This is a genomic window from Turneriella parva DSM 21527 (assembly GCF_000266885.1).
In the GTDB taxonomy this organism is placed as follows: domain Bacteria; phylum Spirochaetota; class Leptospiria; order Turneriellales; family Turneriellaceae; genus Turneriella; species Turneriella parva.
In genome coordinates, this window is the sequence record NC_018020.1 from 681,068 (window position 1) to 695,512 (window position 14,445).

Sequence of the window (14,445 nt, forward strand, 5' to 3'; positions counted from 1 at the left end):
CTAACGCTACCTATGAGCTCAGAAGTGTGAAATGGCATGACTTGCAGCGCGGCCCTTTGGGGAGTATGCTTACCCCTTCAGTTTAAATGACTTTCGATGAAAGGCCGTCAGACCGTGTTCGGCAATTGCATCGCGGTGCTTTTGCGTGCCATAGCCTGCGTTACCAGCCAGATCGTATCGCGAAAACCGGTCGGCCGCACGGGCGATAAGGGCATCGCGCCTCACTTTGGCGATCACCGAGGCTGCAGACACGGGAAAATACCTGAGGTCGGCTTTGGTTTCTGTATCTAGCCTCGGCATGGGTTTAGCCATGCCCAATACGGGATATTTAAACCTGTAGTTACCGTCGGCGATTATTCTGACGGCTTCGGGGTGCATCGAGGCTGCGCGCAATAATGACTGCACCGCCCGGTAGATACCATATTGAATCGCGCGGTTGATATTGTGCCTGTCGATATAGCGCACCGCGATATGTGCTGTCGCGTGCGGCAGGTTTGCGGCAATTTTGGGCGCGAGTTCTTCACGCCGTTTTGCAGACAGCAGTTTTGAGTCGGTAACCTGCCCGGCCCAAGCTTCTGTTTCGAGCGCGGCGAGACTTGCCTGTGTCACCATCACCGCGCCAACTGTCACCGGCCCAAAGAGGCAGCCGCGCCCGACCTCGTCGACCCCTATGATCGCCTGCCAGGTCTTGCCGGTTTCGTCAAAAAAAAACCGCGCCAGAGCGCGGTTCTTATCGGCAAACTGTGTTGCTGTTTTACGCAGGTGTTTCGGCCGCGGCAGGTGCTTCGGCTGCTGGTGCTGCTTTCGGCTTGGCTGCCTTGTACGCCTGAGCCGCCGCGAAGAGCGAGTCTTTCACCGGCTTGCGCACGATTTCTTTCAGACGGCTGCCCTTGCCCGACTTGTCGCGCAGGTAGTAGAGTTTCGCACGGCGCACTTTGCTCGAGCGGATCTTTTCTACCTTTTCAACCGTGGGGGCATACAGGGGAAAAATACGCTCAACGCCCACGTCAAAGCTCACGCGGCGCACGGTGAAGGTCTTGCCTGCACCCTGGTTCTGAATGGCGATCACGAGGCCTTCGTAGATCTGAATACGCTCTTTCGCGCCTTCTTTGATTTTATAGTGTACTTTGACCGTATCGCCGACTGAAAAGTCGACCGGGCGGTTCACCACGTCGTAGTGGAGTTTCTGGAGAATCTGATTCAGCATCCGTCTTTGTTAAGGGTTGAGACAGGGCGTCAACGCTTGTTGAACTCAATGGCGGCATGTCTCAGATGGTCGTTATTGGGGTAGCGCACGCGGCCATCTGATTTCGACCCCGCTCTTTTGCGCAGTACAGCCAATGGTCTGCGGCGGCCACAGCCGTCTGCAGATCGTCATCGGGACTGCATTGGTTCACCCCAAAACTCATGGTTACGGTAAGCCCCCCGGCCGAAACGGGCTCGGTGGCCACAGAAAGGCGCAGCCGTTCGGCCAATCGCATGGCCGCCGCAAGATCAGTTTCGGGCAGAATTACCAGAAATTCTTCACCGCCCCACCTACCGGCAAAATCTGCGATGCGCTTGGCCCCATTCATACGGGCGGCAACGGTGCGTAACACCTGATCACCCATGTTATGACCGAAACGGTCATTCACTTGTTTAAAGTGGTCTATATCACCGATGATGAGGCTCAGGGGCCGTTCATACCGCCGGGCTATATGCAATTGCCGGCGCAATTCTGCCTCTATCCGCCTGCGGTTGGCAAGGCCTGTCAAAATGTCTGTGGTCGCCTGCCGCTTCAGTGCCCGGTGCATTCGTATCTTTTCTGTCACGTCAGTATAGACCCACACATGACCACGGTAATCTGATGCGATGAATATGGGATAATAATGTCTCTCAAGCCAGCGCCCATCTTTTAGAGAAAATACTTCTCACTTAACAGGCCGCTTTTCGGCGAGGCGGGTCTCAATGCTCTGCAGGAATATTTCGGGTTCAACAAAAGCCTCTTTCGCGGCTGAGGCTGAAACTTCGCAGGGAATACTTGCGAACTCAGTCGCCGATAGACCAATGTTGAAAAGGTTTAGGAATGCCTGATTGACGAAACTGACCTGCCGGTTTTCGTCTTCCAGTAGAATTGCGAGGTGCAGCTGATCGAGCAAGCCTGTGAACCGGTGCTGACCAAGGCGCAGGTTAGCAAGTAATAAGCTGTCTGATTCCATATGAATGATTGGACGACTTTTCGTCTGCGTTAACGACACGAACGGCGCAGAATAGCGCGGCCCCGGCGCTGACCAACGCGGCGGGCTAGAGCATGGGTATGTATGAATCAAACTGGCTATGGATTTTCTATGCTAGCGCAGCAACCCAGGCTCTTCAGCGAATATCTCACGCAGGGCATCGACAAACGGACGGTTTTGAAATCCTAAATCATGCGCGGCTTTTTCGCTGCTGATTTTGATACCGAGGCCCACGGGTATCTTGAAGACCCGCGCACCTTTGCCCGAGGCCTCGTGCCACGCCGACAAAAAATCGGCGAAATCACGCGTGTCGCCGCTGGTGTTATAAGCCTGCCCGATTGCCTTTTCGCTTTCGAGCGAAGCAACGACTGCATCGGCGACGTCGCCTGCGTAAACAAGCGGCCAGCCGATCGCTGGCAGGGGCAGAAAAGGCAGCTTCATCGCCAGTTTGAAGTAAGGCATAATATTCTCATCGCGCGCGCCATAGACTCCCGATGGGCGCAGCGTCGTTAGGCCAATGCCGTACTGCGTCGCGAGCCGCCACGCGAGCTCTTCGCTCAGTTGCTTCGTCGCGCGGTACGCGCCGCCTTCGCGCTTTTCACCGTTCAGCTGCTCTGACGTTTCGTTAATTTCATACGCGAGCGTAAACTTGTAGAGCCCAATCGTGCTGATATGCACCGCGCGCCTGATGTTATGCTTCTGCATTGCGTTGAAAACATTTTCGGTGCCGGTTTTGTTGGGCAGATAATTCGATTCCCAATCGAGGTTCGTGAGTCGATAGAGCGCCGCGTTTGAGACGACTGCATCGGCGCCGACAAATGCGTCGGCAAGCGAACGCGCATCGGCGAGATCGGCCCGGCGAAATGTGACACCCTCGCGGGTCAAGAATGCCGCTTTATCAGGATTTCTCACAACCCCAACGACATTCGCACCGCGCGCGAGCAGAGCGCGGCAAATATACGCGCCAATCATGCCCGACGCGCCGGTGACGGCAATTGTCTTGTCTTTGAGTACCATACGCTACCTGACGGTGCAGCCGAGAGCGTGGCGAGCAGAAAACGATTCGCGCGCTATGGCACGTCGTGGCGCAGTTCTTTTCGTAAGATTTTCCCCACCGGGCTTTTAGGCATTGAATCTTTGAACACGTATTGCCGGGGCACCTTGTACTGAATCAGTTTATCAGCGAGATATACCCTGATTTCTTCACCGCTCGCCTGCATGCCTGGCTTGATCACAACAAATGCCCGGCCCACTTCGCCCAGATAGTCATCTTTCACACCCACGACGCAGGCTTCGAGCACTGCCGGGTGATGGTAGAGCACCTCTTCGATTTCGGCGGGGTATACGTTGTAGCCGCCGGTGATGATCAGGTCTTTCTTGCGATCGACTATACTGAAATAGCCGTCTTCGTCCATGCGACCGATGTCACCCGTGTAGAGCCAGCCGTCTTGAATTGTCGCGGCCGTTGCTTCGGGGTTTTGCCAATAACCGCTCATGAGGTCGGGGCTTAGCAGAATTATTTCTCCCTCTTTATCGGGCGGCAAAAGTTCGCCGGTCTTTTGGTCGATGATCGCCATGAGCGTGTCGGGCCAGGGAAGGCCAATCGACCTCTCTTTTTTGACACCATAAAGGGGGTTCGCACACTTGGCTGTGACCGATTCGGTGAGACCATAACCTTCGATCAGCGTGCCGCCGGTTTTTTCTTTGAAGGCAATTTTGAGCGCTTCGGGCACCGGGGCCGCGCCGACGAAACAGGCGCGCAGATTTGCCTTTCTGAGTTTGGCGAAATTCTTATGGTTCAGCATCGCGTTGTACATCGTCGGTACACCCGCAAAAACAGTGATGCCATCTTTTTCGAAATGGCGTATTGCCTGCGCTTCGTCCCATCTGGGCATGAGAACCATTTTTCCGCCTGAGCTAAGCGAGAGGTTGAGACCAATGCTGATACCAAACCCGTGAAAAAATGGCAGCACGCAGAGGCCGATATCGTTTTTGCTCAAATCACCCCAGGTGCGCGCCTGCGTCATGTTGACGACCATCGCGTGGTGAGAGAGCACAACGCCTTTTGAAACGCCCGTTGTGCCGCCGGTATAGATCATCACCGCGGTATCAGAGCCGGCAATCTGAACGGCTTCAGCTGAGCGATGCCGGTACTCGCGCAGCACGCCGGCGAATGTGCTGAGGTTCGCGCGCGTGAAATCGGGCAGCGGCTTGCCCAGGGACTTTTTCTTCAGGCGAAAGAGCATACTCTTGGGAAAAGGCAGGTATTCACTGACATCAGCCGCCACCGCTGGCGTATCAGGATGTTGCTGCAACAGCTGCGACACTTTATCATAGAGCAGGTCGAGAAAGACCACCAGCTTAGCGCCCGAGTTTTTAAATTTGTATTCGGCTTCAGTCGGCGTGTCGAGCGGGCTTGCCGGCACCGCCACAGCACCCCGTTTCAGAATCGCATAGTAGACGATCACAAAATGGGGACTATTCGGCAGCATGAGAAACACCCGGTCACCCTTGTTTACCCCCTGCTCTGCGAGGTAAGCCGCAAAGGAGCTTGCAGAAGCCTCGATCTGTCCGTAGCGTAACGATTTGCCAATAAACTGCAGCGCAACGCGGTGCGCATTCTCGGCACAGCTCTGCGCAAAAAGTTCTGGCAGCGTCTCTTTCGGGTACGTGAGGCTGTGCGGCACATGTTTGTCGTAGTGTTTAAGCCAGGGTTTTGGAATTTTGTCGGGGTCTGGTTTTATTGTCATGTTCCTCCTGCCGCTTCGCCGCTACATGGATATAGATCCTTTCCTGAATTCGCTGCGCCCAATCAGCACGTTAAGAATAAACGGCTGCTTCTTCGCGAGGCTTTTCTTGAGCGCTGCAAGACCGGTCTTGATCTGCGCGGGCTTTGAAATCGTCATGCCCGCGCCGCCGAAGGTTTTGCTGATCTCTTCGTAGTGTGAATAGTTCAGCATGCAGGCGACGTCGTCTTTTAAGAACTCGATCTGATCGCGGTAGATCTGTGTCCAGCAGGCGTCGTTACCGATGATTGCGCCGACGGGCAGCTTGTGGCGCACGAATGTGTCAAACTCCATAATGCTATAACCCGCCGAACCGTCGCCATACAGAATCACGACATCGTAGTCGGGCCGCGCGACTTTTGCGCCAAGCGCGAAACCAGCGCCGACACCGAGGGTGCCGAAGACACCGGGGTCAAGCCACGTGAGCGGCCCGCCGGGGCGCAGTGCGTAAGCGCCGGTTGCGACAAAATCGCCACCATCAGCAATGAGGATTGTCTTCTTCGCGAGAACCGGCGCAGCTTTGAGAAAAAAATCCACCGGGTTGATGAACTTCATTTTTTGCTGTGCTGACTTTGTGATCTCTGCCTCGCGCGCTTTCTCGCGTTCGGCGAGCGTGTTTTTCCAACCGATAAGGCGCTGAGCGTCGGCTCTGATACCTTTTTCGCGCAGCTTGATGAGCAGCGTGCCGGCATCGACGCGCGCGGCGATATCGGGCCGTTTGTTTTTCTTCAGGTCGTGCCGATCGAGATTCACGTTGATCTGAAATGCGCGTCGGTTGATGTGCGCACCGTAGTTAAGCCTGAAATCTGCCGGTACGCCCAGAAGAATCACCAGATCACATTCACGCAACGCCTCTTTGCGCTTTTGCTTGAACTGCAGCGGATTTTTTTCACCCAAAAGCCCGCGCGCCATGCCCGAAAGGTACACAGGAACCCCGAGGTGCTCAAGCGCATCACGCACGCGGGTTGCCTCACGAGCGTCACGCAGCACCTGGCTGCCCGCGAGTACGAGCGGGCGTTCAGCTTTGGCGAGCGCGCGCTCGATTTTGCTGAGCAGGTTGTCAGAAATAAAATGCGGCTGGTTTTCAGTCGGTTGCGGAATCGTGACACTCTTCGCGGCGCCAAAAAGGCGTGCGACATGAAACTTCAGGTAGCTGCGAGTGAGTTTCGCCACAAGACTCTTGCCCTTAGGTGCAGCTTCAGCGTACCACTCGCGCACAATTTTTTCTTCATAAAGCAAATCGACCGGAATCTCGACAAAGACAGGGCCAGGCACGCCACCCGCAGCAACGGCGAAAGCTTTCGTGAGAGTCGGCGCAATCTGTTTCAGGCGATTCACGCGAAACGCGCGCTTCACATTCGATTTAATGAGTTTAATCTGGTCGATGTCTTGCAGCGAGCCCCTGCCTCTGAGCGCTGTCGCCGTCGCGCCCCCAATCAAAACTACAGGCGACTGTGCCATGAGCGCGTTGCGCATTGCGGTGATCGTGTTGGTGACTCCCGGCCCAGCCGTAACGACAGCCACACCGGGAACACCCCTGAGGCGCGCCCACGCGTCGGCAGCAAAAACCGCGTTCACCTCGTGGCGTGTGTCGACGACGCGAATGCCCCGCCTTTTGCTTTCAACCAGAATCGGCGACACATGGCCACCGATCAGGGTGAAGAGAGCATCTACCTTGTGCGCGGCAATCACCCTTGCCGCTATTTCTGCACCATTCATGCGCACGGCTGCCAGCTGCGCCTAACCCCGTCAACTAAATAGATATGAAGGTCTTTATTTCTGAATATAGCAAAGCAGTTTTCGCCCGGCAGGTATGTCACCTGCTTCAGGCTTTGGGCAGCCCCTGCTTCACGCCGTCATGTTTCATCATGGCGATGCCCCAATTGCGCAGGGTTTCGATAATGGGTATTGCAGTCTTGCCGAGCGCCGTGAGTTCGTACTCTACCTTAGGCGGTATCACTTCGTAGACAATGCGCTTAAGCAGTTGGTCTTTTTCGAGCTCTTTGAGCTGCGTTGACAGCATCTTGTGCGTGATGCCGTCGAGGCTTGTTTTCAGTTCACCGTAGCGTTTTTTCTGCTCTCTGAGGCGCCAGAGAATCGGCATTTTCCATTTACCGCCGATTTTGCCCAATGCATACTCAACAGGGTTATTATACGTTTTTCCATCTTGAACGAACTTGGGCACAAGGTTAAGCTGGTCGGCAGAGATGCGGCGACAAGGGGATATATAACGAAATTGCGTCATACTTACTTTTTGGATAGTACTAACTTAATAAATTATATAGCCATTTTTGTCTCACTTATATATATTCGCCTCACTATGAAAATACGGACATTAGTTCTCTCAGCGCTCATGGCTATGGCAGCCTGCAAGACTACAGAAAAAATTAGCTACCAACACCCGCACGGCGCACCACCAAAGGGAAAGATACTCATGGTCGTTGGTAGCCCGACGATTTCGCAGCAGACCAAATGGCCGATTGGCTTTTGGGCCGCCGAACTCACGCACCCAATGCACATCTTCGAACAGGCCGGCTATACGATCGACATCACCAGCACCGCAGGCGGCAAGATCGAAATGGACGCGTATTCAAACCCCACCGACAAAAGCGGCTACTCTGCGCATGACGTGATATCTCTGGGTTATCTGCAGAAGAAAGATTTTCAGGCCAAACTGGCAAACACGCGTAAGTTCACAGACGTCAAAATTTCGGACTATGCGGCGATCTTTCTCGTCGGCGGCCAATCGCCCATGTACACCTTCAAAGGCAATACCGAACTGCAGAAAACCTTCGTGGCGTTCTATGAATCAGGCAGGCCCGCCGCTGCCGTCTGCCACTCAACAACGCTATTGCTCGAAGCAAAGAAGTCTAACGGCGACCTGCTCGTAAACGGCAAAACCTGGACAGGCTTCGCCGACGCCGAAGAAAAATATGCAGATGACTTCGTGAAAATGAAAATTCAACCTTACTGGATAGAGAGCGAAGCGCGCAAGATTTCTGACACGACGTTCAAGGTACAGCCTGCCTTTACACCATATGCAATTATCGATGGCAACCTGGTCACGGGCCAGCAGCAGAACAGCGGCGCACTGGCAGCCGAATACGTCGTCGAGCTGCTCGATAAGAAATAACAGCGCATGCTGAAGCGCCTGACGCTTGCGCTTGTCGCCGCACCATTCGGTGCGGCGCTTTTTGCCAACCCAATCGACGTCTATTCGCCCGAGCTTCTGGCGAAGGTTTCAGGCACGGCGTTCGTGAATACCGGCAATGTCGAACGTATCTTGCTTCGTGGCGACGCTGCCCTGTCGCACCATAACCCGGTCTGGGCTGCTGCGACGACAAATTCGTATCTGTGGGGCACTTTCGGCGCCTTTCGTACAGAAAACGACTGGTCGAGTCGCAACCATTTTTATCTTTTTCCCGAAGCGCGGCTTTACCCATTTGCAATGCATTGGTTAGAAACAAGTTATCGCCGCAGAATTAATTTGCGTAACCAGGTGGGCGCCGGCGCAACCTGGGCGATCATCTCAGCACCGCAGACGATCCTCAAATTTTCTTTGATGCTCTCGGGCGAGGCAACCGATTACGGTGCAGAGGCAAATTTGCCCGATGGTACGCCGCAATCGACGGCAAGGCCATTGATGCGCGGTACGCCGCGGCTGTACTTTCGCCAGAATCTGGGTAGCGAGAATACGGCGCTGATTTCTGAGCTATGGTACCAGCAGGCGCTGCAAACGCAGAATGACTACCGTTGGCACTGGGAGACCGGAATCGAATGGGCACTAGGCAAGACTCTGAGCCTTAAGGCCCTGATCGTCTATCATCACGAATCCGCGGTACCGCAGCGTGTTGTGCGCGACGACTTCGCGTTCACGTTTGGTGCCTCGGCAAAATTTGCATCAGAAAAAAACCAAACAAAAGGAGATACAAAATGAAAATCGCAATCATCGGCAGCGGCAACGTGGGGTCCGCACTCGCCGAAAAATGGAGCGCCGCAGGCCATGCCGTGGTCTTTGGCACGCGCGAACGGTCTAACTTTAAAGGCAAAGCCGCTGCGCAGCGCAGCAGCATAGCAGTGAAGACTATAGCCGAAGCGGTGAATTCTGCCGAAGTTATTCTGCTCGCAACACCCGCGACAGCCGCTGTCGAAGTTGCGAAGTCTCTCGGCGACACGACCGGCAAGGTGATTGTCGATGCGATGAATATTGTCGGCGGCCGCGGGCCAGAGGGTTTTCGCTCAGCGGCCGCAGCGATTCTGGCCAACACGCCGTCGCGCGAAGTGGTAAAGTGCTTCAACACGACCGGCTTCAATAACATGCAAAACACAGTTTATGGCAATGAGCGCATCGACATGTTCATGGCAGGCGACAGCAAGAGTGCGAAAGAGCGGATAAGACAGCTTGCACTCGACGCCGGCTTTGCCGAGTGCTACGACGTCGGCGGCAACGACAAGTTCGAACTGATGGAACAGTTTGCGTTTTTCTGGATTAACCTCGCGATGATGCAAGGTCAGGGACGCGATATTGGTTTCAAGTTGTTAAAGAGGTAACCGCAAGGTTACCCCTCACAACGGTCTTTCAGCGCCCGGTTCATGGTGCTGTAAGACTCGGTGATGCGCTGCTGCAGCAATGGCTCGAGCGCCTTCGCGGCAAAGCCCGAGAAATGCTCACCGTGCACAAAGCGCACCTTTTTCTCACCGGCCTCTTGAATAATGAAATAATGTTCGCCGCTCAGCACCAGGTCGAGCACCGGAATCGACGGGCCGCGCCAGCGCAGTTCACGCCCCGAAGCCACCAGCACCTCGCATGAAGGTATCGGCAGCTCAACCATCGGCGCGGCCTTGAGCGAAAAGCTGACAGAACCGCCGACGCTCGGCGAACCTTCAATCTTGGTGATGACCGGGTTCCACGAGCCATAGCTCGCGAAGTCAGTCAGCACTTTCCAGACCGCGTCGGCAGACGCGTTGATCTCGATCTCTGTGTGTATTTCCATGGGTTACCTCTTATGCTTCTGTAAATGTCGCGGACAGTCTTTTGTCCCCCTCCGCCTTCGGCACCTCCCCCGCGTGCGGGGGAGGCTGGGAGGGGGACAACGCCGCTGGCGTGCGGTAAGCATAATCATCCAAATCAAAAAAGTGGCTGTGCCACCAAACCTCGGCGTACGTCATCGGCCGCATAAACGGCGCGTCGCCGTGGCGGTCGAAATAGTAGCTGTTCGCCGATGCGCAGTTGTTGTTGAAAAAGACCGTGTCGCCCATGCGCCGCATAATGTCGCCGTGGTAGCGGTCGTGCGCTTCTTGTTTGGGTTCTGCCCAGGTCGCCCCGCGGCGTTTCGCTTCTGTAATCACGCGCACGAGGTGGTGCGATTGGTTCTCGACCATCTGAAACCACGAGGCACCGGTCGCTGCATATGGCCCCAGCATAATAAACATGTTCGGAAACTTCGGCACCGATATGCCCTCGTAGGCCTGGTAGCGCTCTTCATCGAAGAACGTACCGAGCTCTTTGCCGCCCAAACCATTCACGGGAAAAGGCGGAGTGTTACCTTTCTCAAAAGTTTTGAACCCGGTAGCGGTAATGAGCACGTCAATTTCACGAGCCTTGCCGTCTTTGGTGACGATGCTGCTCTCTGTGATCATGGCAATACCATCGGTTACGAGCTCGACGTTGTCGCGATTAAACGTCTGCAGATAGTCGTTATGAAAACTCGGGCGCTTGCAGCCGAAGCCATAGGTCGGCGTGAGTTTCGCGCGCAGAACCGGGTCTTTCACCTGCTTCTCGAGATGCCTGAGGCAGATATTCTCAAAAAACTTTGTGATCTGCGGGTATTTCTTGTAGTTGATCACGCCGAGCACCATCACGGCTTCGGTGATCGAATTCGTCACACCGCGCAGCAGCCACTGCAAGCCAGGAACAAACTTCAGCGCGAGCTTCACCGCGCTCGCGATCTCGGCGTCGGGTTTCGGCAGAATCCAAATGGGGGTGCGCTGGTAGACGTGCAGCTCTTTCACAATCGGCGCGAGCGCCGGCACGAGCTGCACGCTCGTCGCGCCGGTGCCGATAATGCCGACACGCTTGCCGGCGAGGTTATATGAGTGATCCCACCTTGCGGTGTGAATTTTCTTGCCTTTGAAAGATTCTATGCCTTCGATGTCAGGCAGTTTGGGTATCGTGAGCCCGCCCGTCGCGAGCACAAGGTAGCGTGACCTTAATATATCCCCACCTTTTAAAGTGGTCACCCAGACGTGCGCAGCCGGGTCAAACGTGCTCGACTCGACTTCAGCGTTAAACCGCATGTGTTCGCGCACGCCATATTTCTCGGCGCAATGGTCTGCGTACTTTTTGAGCTCCGCACCCGGCGCAAAAACCCGTGACCAGTCGGGCAGTTGCTCATAAGAAAACGAATAGGTGAACGAAGTGATGTCGACCGCGATGCCGGGGTACGTGTTGTCGCGCCAGGTGCCGCCGAGATCGCCGGCTTTTTCAAGCACAAGAAACGGAATGCCCGCCTGCTTGAGGCGCACACCCGCGCCGATGCCCGAGAAGCCCGAGCCGACGACCAGAACGTCTGTGTCAACAGCGTGGGGGTCGGCCCCGCCGACCAAAACGTCTGTGTCGATAGCATTCGCGCCTGCGGCGCGGACTGAACCCTGTGCTGTTTTTGCTGCTTTATTTTTCATTTTGCCCTCACTTGTTCGGGTTGTCTTAGGCGGAGGCTTGCACGGCAGGCACCCACCTAAGACATAAATAGAATGACACGTCATTCCGTAAACAAAAACTGCCATCGAGCAGCTAATGGCCCGCCCCGAAGTCAGCAGAGAACAACGCCAGGCGAAACGCGAGGCGATTCTGGGTGCCGCCCGTGCGGTCTTTGCCGAGAAAGGCTTTCACGCGGCCGGCATCGCCGATATCGCGGCGAAACTCGACGTCGGCCATGGCACCATTTACCGCTATTTCGAAAACAAGCTCGATATATTTCTCACCTTATACGATGCGCTCAATGAGGAGCTATTGCGAATCGCGCGCGGCACGCAGCCTGAGACGGCAACCTGTGTCGAAGACTATATCGCCGAGATGCAAAAATTCTACGCCGAGTTCGGCGGTGTCTTTTTACGCGAGATCAGCCATATGCGCATCTTCTTTGACGAGGTTCACGCCGACCCAGAGATACGCAAGCGCTTCGATGCTTCTCAGATCGAATTTCAGAAAGCAACCGAACGATTTCTGCTGATTGGCCGCGACAAAGGCTTCATTCGCGCCGAGCTGCACATACCGAGCGCCGCGCGTATCTTGAACGCGATGATTCTCGACGCGATGCGTGCATCGACAGAACCGGAATCGCCGGCCAATAATCTTCTTCTCATCGCGATGACGGTGATTGAAATTTTTACGAAGGGTGCCTTGGCTAAACAGGTTTAGAACCCACCGCGATCAGCGCACGCGAATGCAGCACTGCGGGCAGCGGCGGCAGATTCTCTTGCAGGTATGCAACGATCAGTTTACGCTTTTCAGCCCAGACATCGGCGCCAAGGTTATGCCGCATCATTTCAAGCGGCGCGCTGCCCTTCACCATCGATTCAAGAAACGTATCGGCGTTTTCGATGCGCCACTCACCGTCGAACGCCGTCACCATGACGTGTTGAAATCCCGCGTTCGTCATTTCATTCTGAAAGAATTCTGGGTTTTCTAAGCTCAGCATATTTGTCTTGGGTTCTGGCCGTTCAGGAAAGGCAGCGCGCAGTGAACCAAACATCAGCTGCATCACGGGAGATTCTGCGACCGGCGCCCAGCTTGAAACGGCTGCGCGGCCGCCGGGTTTCAGCACTCGCAACAGCTCTTTGAAGCCAGCCATACGATCGGGAAAGAACATCAGGCCAAACATCGAAAAGCCAAAATCAAAGGTGTTGTCGGGCAGATCAAGCGTCTGCCCATCCATGTGGTGGATTATGATGTTCTTGGCGCGCTGCTCTGCTGCGAGGCGGCGAAAGATATCGAGCATGCCCGCTGAAAAATCAATCGCGGTGATTTCTGCCGCCGATTCGGCGAGCATCAGCGAGAGGGTGCCCGGGCCGCAGGCAATATCGACAACTTTCTTGTACGGCTCATAACCAATGAGTTCGAGCGCTTTCTGGCAATATTGCCTGAAAGCGGGAACAGTCTCACTCTGGTAGCCGCCTGCTACCAGATTCCAGGGTTCTGGATTTGCTAATGGGTTCACTGACATTACGCTTATTAATCCACCTGAGCTTCGTTACTCAAGCGTCATGCCGCGTAAATCGTATCAGGCAGCGGCCGTCGCTCTCGCTGGCTCGTATTTGGGGCGCGGCACCAGCTGCCAGAGAAAATCTTTGACGGGTTTCGGCAGAGGTATACCCAACGGATTCGACTCAGGCTTACTGTGGTTTGTCAGCACGCGCGTACCCATGATGTAGTCGAACCAGGGTTTGGTTACACACCAGTTGGTGTCTTGGTTGCGGCCCATGTGGTGGTCGACATGCCACGGCAGATGCTCGCGCGCCCACTCGGGATCTTCGTGCGCCTTGCGGTGGCAATGGTAATAATTGAACGCAGAATACCAGAGTGTTGCTGTGAAGAATGGCGCGATGGGAAAAAGCGGTGAGACGATCAGGGAAACGCGCACCAGCGCTTCTATCTCGTAACGATGGCGCGCGTAGTCTTCGCCGAGCAAATGTTCATACTGCGGCTCAAAAAAATCATGGCGCCGCACCTCGCGGTGATGATCCCAGTGAAAGTGCGCGCTGCCGCTGCGACTCTTGCCATATTCGTGCAGCAGCTTGTTGTGCGCAAACCATTCAAATGCATTCGCCGCTAAAAGGCCTAGGGGTATACCGAGCATAGCTATGGATTTTCATGGCTATGCAGGCGGTCAAGAATTTAATGACACGTGTGTCACAAATAACGGTGAGCGCGAACTCACCTTTTGTTTTTGAGTTCAGCAGCTATTGGCGCATAGAAATTCTTGATGTCGTTTTTGTAAGCCTTGCCGAGGCTCAGCATGAATGGCGTATAGACCAGATCGCCCTGCTTGCGAAACGCCATCGAGCCACCGCAGAAGGCCGACACATTCAGATTCTTGAGGTCTTGTATCGCGACAATCTTTGTGCTGCTCCAGGTTTCTTGCAACCGGCGAAAGAACGCATCGAGGCTTTCGAGAGTCGTGTCTGGGGCGAGCAGCATACTCTGCACAACTTCAGGTATCGATTTATCACCTAAGGTTATGGATTCCATCGTAACAGTATTTGACAGAACTGACTTCCAGAAGCCTTCTTCAACTTCTCGCCGCCCCGGTACCAGGTACAAGTTTGTACGCGTGCCGACGAATGTCGCCTTTATCTCTTCTGTCGCGGCGTCAAAACCGACGCTCACCGCAGGTGAAAAAACGTAATCTTTCAGTTTTACCACTGCCATTTTGGCCTCCCGT

The 14,445-nt window shown here is 54.8% G+C and carries 17 protein-coding genes; 4 read left to right on the top strand and 13 right to left on the bottom strand.

Features of this window, described 5'->3' with window-relative positions:
• Nucleotides 1-69: 69 nt before the first annotated feature.
• From TURPA_RS03210 to TURPA_RS03245, 8 genes are all read right to left on the bottom strand, one after another.
• The gene (locus TURPA_RS03210) at nucleotides 70-780 is read right to left on the bottom strand and encodes a ribonuclease HII (protein WP_014801842.1); all 711 of its coding nucleotides are present in this window, start codon (nucleotides 778-780) and stop codon (nucleotides 70-72) included.
• Nucleotides 755-1,204 carry a 50S ribosomal protein L19 gene (gene rplS / locus TURPA_RS03215; protein WP_041948893.1) on the bottom strand — a complete coding sequence of 150 codons (450 nt, stop codon included), beginning with the start codon at nucleotides 1,202-1,204 and terminating at the stop codon, nucleotides 755-757. Before rplS ends, TURPA_RS03210 begins: the two co-directional genes overlap by 26 nt.
• A gap of 64 nt (nucleotides 1,205-1,268) precedes the next feature.
• Nucleotides 1,269-1,793: a GGDEF domain-containing protein gene (locus TURPA_RS03220; RefSeq protein WP_053332105.1), complete on the bottom strand. Its 525-nt coding sequence runs from the start codon at nucleotides 1,791-1,793 to the stop codon at nucleotides 1,269-1,271.
• A gap of 117 nt (nucleotides 1,794-1,910) precedes the next feature.
• Nucleotides 1,911-2,198: a nitrogen regulation protein NR(II) gene (locus tag TURPA_RS03225; protein ID WP_041948270.1), complete on the bottom strand. Its 288-nt coding sequence runs from the start codon at nucleotides 2,196-2,198 to the stop codon at nucleotides 1,911-1,913.
• A gap of 132 nt (nucleotides 2,199-2,330) precedes the next feature.
• Entirely contained in the window at nucleotides 2,331-3,233 is a 903-nt protein-coding gene (locus TURPA_RS03230; protein WP_014801844.1) for an NAD-dependent epimerase/dehydratase family protein, read from the bottom strand.
• 53 nt (nucleotides 3,234-3,286) lie between these two features.
• Nucleotides 3,287-4,966: a long-chain-fatty-acid--CoA ligase gene (locus tag TURPA_RS03235; RefSeq protein ID WP_014801845.1), complete on the bottom strand. Its 1,680-nt coding sequence runs from the start codon at nucleotides 4,964-4,966 to the stop codon at nucleotides 3,287-3,289.
• A gap of 21 nt (nucleotides 4,967-4,987) precedes the next feature.
• Nucleotides 4,988-6,721 carry a thiamine pyrophosphate-binding protein gene (locus tag TURPA_RS03240; RefSeq protein WP_014801846.1) on the bottom strand — a complete coding sequence of 578 codons (1,734 nt, stop codon included), beginning with the start codon at nucleotides 6,719-6,721 and terminating at the stop codon, nucleotides 4,988-4,990.
• A 106-nt stretch (nucleotides 6,722-6,827) separates the two neighbouring features.
• The gene (locus tag TURPA_RS03245) at nucleotides 6,828-7,187 is read right to left on the bottom strand and encodes a winged helix-turn-helix transcriptional regulator (protein ID WP_041948271.1); all 360 of its coding nucleotides are present in this window, start codon (nucleotides 7,185-7,187) and stop codon (nucleotides 6,828-6,830) included.
• Nucleotides 7,188-7,322: 135 nt separating this feature from the next.
• On the opposite strand from TURPA_RS03245, the gene TURPA_RS03250 reads away from it, so the two are divergent.
• The 3 genes from TURPA_RS03250 to TURPA_RS03260 are packed head-to-tail and all read left to right on the top strand — an operon-like array spanning nucleotide 7,323 to nucleotide 9,553.
• Nucleotides 7,323-8,135, top strand: a complete 813-nt coding sequence (locus TURPA_RS03250; RefSeq protein WP_014801848.1) for a type 1 glutamine amidotransferase domain-containing protein — start codon at nucleotides 7,323-7,325, stop codon at nucleotides 8,133-8,135.
• A gap of 6 nt (nucleotides 8,136-8,141) precedes the next feature.
• Nucleotides 8,142-8,939, top strand: coding sequence for a DUF481 domain-containing protein (locus tag TURPA_RS21340; protein ID WP_014801849.1), 798 nt, complete (start codon nucleotides 8,142-8,144; stop codon nucleotides 8,937-8,939).
• Complete coding sequence (locus TURPA_RS03260; RefSeq protein WP_014801850.1) at nucleotides 8,936-9,553, top strand: NADPH-dependent F420 reductase; 618 nt, start codon at nucleotides 8,936-8,938, stop codon at nucleotides 9,551-9,553. Before TURPA_RS21340 ends, TURPA_RS03260 begins: the two co-directional genes overlap by 4 nt.
• Nucleotides 9,554-9,561: 8 nt before the next feature.
• On the opposite strand, the gene TURPA_RS03265 is transcribed toward TURPA_RS03260, so the two are convergent.
• Both TURPA_RS03265 and TURPA_RS03270 read right to left on the bottom strand, forming a co-directional pair.
• Nucleotides 9,562-9,996 carry an SRPBCC domain-containing protein gene (locus TURPA_RS03265; RefSeq protein ID WP_014801851.1) on the bottom strand — a complete coding sequence of 145 codons (435 nt, stop codon included), beginning with the start codon at nucleotides 9,994-9,996 and terminating at the stop codon, nucleotides 9,562-9,564.
• A gap of 10 nt (nucleotides 9,997-10,006) precedes the next feature.
• On the bottom strand, nucleotides 10,007-11,683 hold the full coding sequence (locus tag TURPA_RS03270) for a flavin-containing monooxygenase (RefSeq protein WP_014801852.1): 1,677 nt from the start codon (nucleotides 11,681-11,683) through the stop codon (nucleotides 10,007-10,009).
• 115 nt (nucleotides 11,684-11,798) lie between these two features.
• Here TURPA_RS03270 and TURPA_RS03275 point away from each other — a divergent pair, with 115 nt between their 5' ends.
• On the top strand, nucleotides 11,799-12,422 hold the full coding sequence (locus TURPA_RS03275; protein WP_014801853.1) for a TetR/AcrR family transcriptional regulator: 624 nt from the start codon (nucleotides 11,799-11,801) through the stop codon (nucleotides 12,420-12,422).
• On the opposite strand, the gene TURPA_RS03280 is transcribed toward TURPA_RS03275, so the two are convergent.
• The 3 genes from TURPA_RS03280 to TURPA_RS03290 all read right to left on the bottom strand — a co-directional run bounded on the left by TURPA_RS03280 (nucleotide 12,409) and on the right by TURPA_RS03290 (nucleotide 14,432).
• The gene (locus TURPA_RS03280) at nucleotides 12,409-13,221 is read right to left on the bottom strand and encodes a class I SAM-dependent methyltransferase (RefSeq protein ID WP_157210378.1); all 813 of its coding nucleotides are present in this window, start codon (nucleotides 13,219-13,221) and stop codon (nucleotides 12,409-12,411) included. The two genes, TURPA_RS03275 and TURPA_RS03280, sit on opposite strands and share 14 nt — an antisense overlap.
• Before the next feature lie 63 nt (nucleotides 13,222-13,284).
• Nucleotides 13,285-13,860, bottom strand: a complete 576-nt coding sequence (locus tag TURPA_RS03285; RefSeq protein ID WP_014801855.1) for a sterol desaturase family protein — start codon at nucleotides 13,858-13,860, stop codon at nucleotides 13,285-13,287.
• Nucleotides 13,861-13,937: 77 nt separating this feature from the next.
• Nucleotides 13,938-14,432, bottom strand: a complete 495-nt coding sequence (locus TURPA_RS03290) for a hypothetical protein (RefSeq protein ID WP_014801856.1) — start codon at nucleotides 14,430-14,432, stop codon at nucleotides 13,938-13,940.
• Nucleotides 14,433-14,445: the final 13 nt, after the last annotated feature.

Coding starts and splice junctions, on each gene's coding strand:
- TURPA_RS03225 (WP_041948270.1), bottom strand. CDS start 2,198: ATGGAATCAGACAGCTTATTACTTGCTAACCTGCGCCTTGGTCAGCAC.
- TURPA_RS03285 (WP_014801855.1), bottom strand. CDS start 13,860: ATGCTCGGTATACCCCTAGGCCTTTTAGCGGCGAATGCATTTGAATGG.
- TURPA_RS03275 (WP_014801853.1), top strand. CDS start 11,799: ATGGCCCGCCCCGAAGTCAGCAGAGAACAACGCCAGGCGAAACGCGAG.
- TURPA_RS21340 (WP_014801849.1), top strand. CDS start 8,142: ATGCTGAAGCGCCTGACGCTTGCGCTTGTCGCCGCACCATTCGGTGCG.
- TURPA_RS03240 (WP_014801846.1), bottom strand. CDS start 6,721: ATGAATGGTGCAGAAATAGCGGCAAGGGTGATTGCCGCGCACAAGGTA.
- TURPA_RS03260 (WP_014801850.1), top strand. CDS start 8,936: ATGAAAATCGCAATCATCGGCAGCGGCAACGTGGGGTCCGCACTCGCC.
- TURPA_RS03235 (WP_014801845.1), bottom strand. CDS start 4,966: ATGACAATAAAACCAGACCCCGACAAAATTCCAAAACCCTGGCTTAAA.
- TURPA_RS03230 (WP_014801844.1), bottom strand. CDS start 3,233: ATGGTACTCAAAGACAAGACAATTGCCGTCACCGGCGCGTCGGGCATG.
- TURPA_RS03290 (WP_014801856.1), bottom strand. CDS start 14,432: ATGGCAGTGGTAAAACTGAAAGATTACGTTTTTTCACCTGCGGTGAGC.
- TURPA_RS03220 (WP_053332105.1), bottom strand. CDS start 1,793: ATGCACCGGGCACTGAAGCGGCAGGCGACCACAGACATTTTGACAGGC.
- TURPA_RS03265 (WP_014801851.1), bottom strand. CDS start 9,996: ATGGAAATACACACAGAGATCGAGATCAACGCGTCTGCCGACGCGGTC.
- TURPA_RS03250 (WP_014801848.1), top strand. CDS start 7,323: ATGAAAATACGGACATTAGTTCTCTCAGCGCTCATGGCTATGGCAGCC.
- TURPA_RS03270 (WP_014801852.1), bottom strand. CDS start 11,683: ATGAAAAATAAAGCAGCAAAAACAGCACAGGGTTCAGTCCGCGCCGCA.